2 protein-coding genes are annotated in these 2330 nt (G+C 63.9%); both read left to right on the plus strand.

What is annotated here, in order from left to right; genetic code table 11:
- Positions 1-951, plus strand: a 951-nt coding sequence (locus VBE63_RS27600) for a flavin monoamine oxidase family protein (RefSeq protein WP_323686192.1), incomplete at its 5' end; no start/stop codon positions are given.
- 119 nt (positions 952-1070) lie between these two features.
- The gene (locus VBE63_RS27605; protein WP_323686193.1) at positions 1071-2192 is read left to right on the plus strand and encodes a c-type cytochrome; all 1122 of its coding nucleotides are present in this window, start codon (positions 1071-1073) and stop codon (positions 2190-2192) included.
- The last annotated feature ends 138 nt before the right edge of the window (positions 2193-2330 follow it).

Raw genomic sequence — 2330 nt, forward strand, 5'->3', positions numbered from 1 at the left:
TACCACGGCTCGCGTCGCGGCGGCTACCGTCAGCCTGGTCTCGCCGCGCCCACGGCGGGCATGCTGGAGCCCGGTGAATTGCTGCCGCGGCTGGATTTTCGCGAGATTCTCAAGTCCGATTTCTGGCGCTTCAAGATGCACTTTGGCGAGGGCGAAGATCAGGCCGCGCCACTGATGCAGCCTCGCGGCGGTATGGACATGATCGTCAATGCCTTTGAGCGCAATATCCGCAGCCCCATGCTCACCCACGCGCTGGTGCAACGTATCCGTGTGCAGGACGACGGCGTGGAAGTCATCTACCAGCACGACGGCGCACACCACCGGCTGCGCGCGGATTACTGCCTGAACAATATCCCCATGCACCTGCTGCCCGGTGTGGATCACAATTTCCCGGCGCGCTATGTGGAGGCGCTGCGCAGCACCCGGCGCGGCAAGCTGTTCAAGCTGGGCGTACAGATGAACCACCGCTTCTGGGAGGAGGAGCATATCTACGGGGGGATCTCCTGGACCAGCCAGCCCATAGAGCAGGTCTGGTATCCCTCCCACGGCGCGCATCTGGACAGCGGCGTGCTGCTCGCAGCCTATACGTGGTCGCCAGACTACGCCGAGGCCTTCGCGCGCATGTCTCCCGAGGCGCGTTATGCCGCGGCCATGGATCAGATGGAAAAATTGCACCCCAATGCACGCCAGCATGCTGGCGCCTTCGTCAGTGTGCCCTGGCAGCGCATGAACCACCACATGGGGTGTGGTGCCGGCTGGGATGCGGAATCCCGCCAGCGTCACTTCGCCTATCTGCAGCAGCCGCTGCACGGGCGCCATCTGCTGATCGGGGATCAGATGAGCTATCACCCGGGTTGGCAGGAGGGGGCTTTTTCCTCCGCCCATCACGCCTTGCAGCAAGTACGTGCGCGGGTGGATGCCGAGAGTGCTCTCGCGGAGCATTCGACGTGAGTGCGCGCCCCGCACTCGCTGTTCTTTTTTTCTGCAGCGCTGTGCTTGCCGTCGCGCCCGGCACTGTCATTGCCCAGCACAGCTCGCAGATGCAGATAGAGACAGAGACAGAGACAGAGATGGTCATGGCGGGTGAGCTGCCCGTGGTACCGGCAGACTTGATCAGCTGCACTACTTGCCACGGGTCACAGCTGCAGGGCAACCGCTCGGTCAACGCGCCGCGCCTGGCGGGCCTGCCCGCCTGGTATGTGCGCCAGCAGTTGCAGGCGTTCAGAGCCGGTTGGCGCGGGGCTGACCCTGGAGATGACACCGGTGCCGCCATGCGCCCGCAGGCGGCGGCCCTCGATGATGCGGCATTGGAGCGCGCGGTAGCCTTTGTAGGTGCCATGAAGGCGGATCCTGTCTCCACGCAGCGCCCGCGCGCAGGGGATGCAGAGCGCGGTGCGCAGATCTACCGCAGCTGCGCTGCCTGCCACGGTCAGGGCGGCGAGGGCAATGCAGTGCTTTTGGCACCGCCACTGGCCGGTCTCGACGGCTGGTATCTACAGGGTCAGCTGCAGCACTTTCGCGACGGCGTGCGCGGTGCAGTGCCGGCGGATCTTGCCGGGACACGCATGCGCGTATCCAGTACATTGCTCGAGGACGAGCAGGCGATACAGGATGTGATCGCCTATATCGCCACGCTGGAGCCAGCCTTGGGCACCGGTATTTATTCATCAACTTCCAATGAGGATTCTCCCATGTTGAACAAGCACTCCACTCTGGCTGCGGCCTCCGCTGTGGCGCTCGGTCTGGCGACCGCCGGTGCACAGGCCGAGGTACGGCGGCACAAGCTGCCCGACAGCGACTTTCCTATTGCACAGGCGGTGGAGATCCTGCCCGGTACCACGTTGGTCTATCACAGCGGTATGACCCCGGCGCCCGCCAACCCTGACGCCGAGCGCTACTCGGCAGAGTTCTGGGGCGATACCGAGGCGCAGACCCTGTCCGTATTCAAGCGACTCGAGGCATCGCTCACGGCCAAGGGCCTGACCTTCGGCGATGTGGTGAAAATGCAGATCTATCTGGTCGCGCCCGAGCCGGGTGGCGCGATGGACTTCCAGGGCATGATGCGCGCATATCGCCTGTACTTCGGCACTGAGTCGCAGCCCAACTTGCCGGCGCGATCCGCTTTCCAGGTGGCGGGGCTGGCGGCGCCGGGAATGCTGGTGGAAATCGAAGTGGTGCTGGCGCGGCCTTGAGCCGTTGCTGAACAGGCCCTGCGTTGACCGGGTGCAGGCGATACACGGCGACGCTTGGCGTACAAACAAAACGCACGATGTGCAGTGTATGGACTCAGGGGGTTGAGTGAACATGAAAACGATGAACGGACGCAGATC

Origin of the sequence: Lamprobacter sp., assembly GCF_034860625.1 — a bacterium.
Classification (GTDB): domain Bacteria; phylum Pseudomonadota; class Gammaproteobacteria; order Chromatiales; family Chromatiaceae; genus Lamprobacter.

Excerpts from the sequence above, each read along its gene's own strand:
- VBE63_RS27605 (WP_323686193.1), top strand. The coding sequence starts at position 1,071 with ATGGTCATGGCGGGTGAGCTGCCCGTGGTACCGGCAGACTTGATCAGC.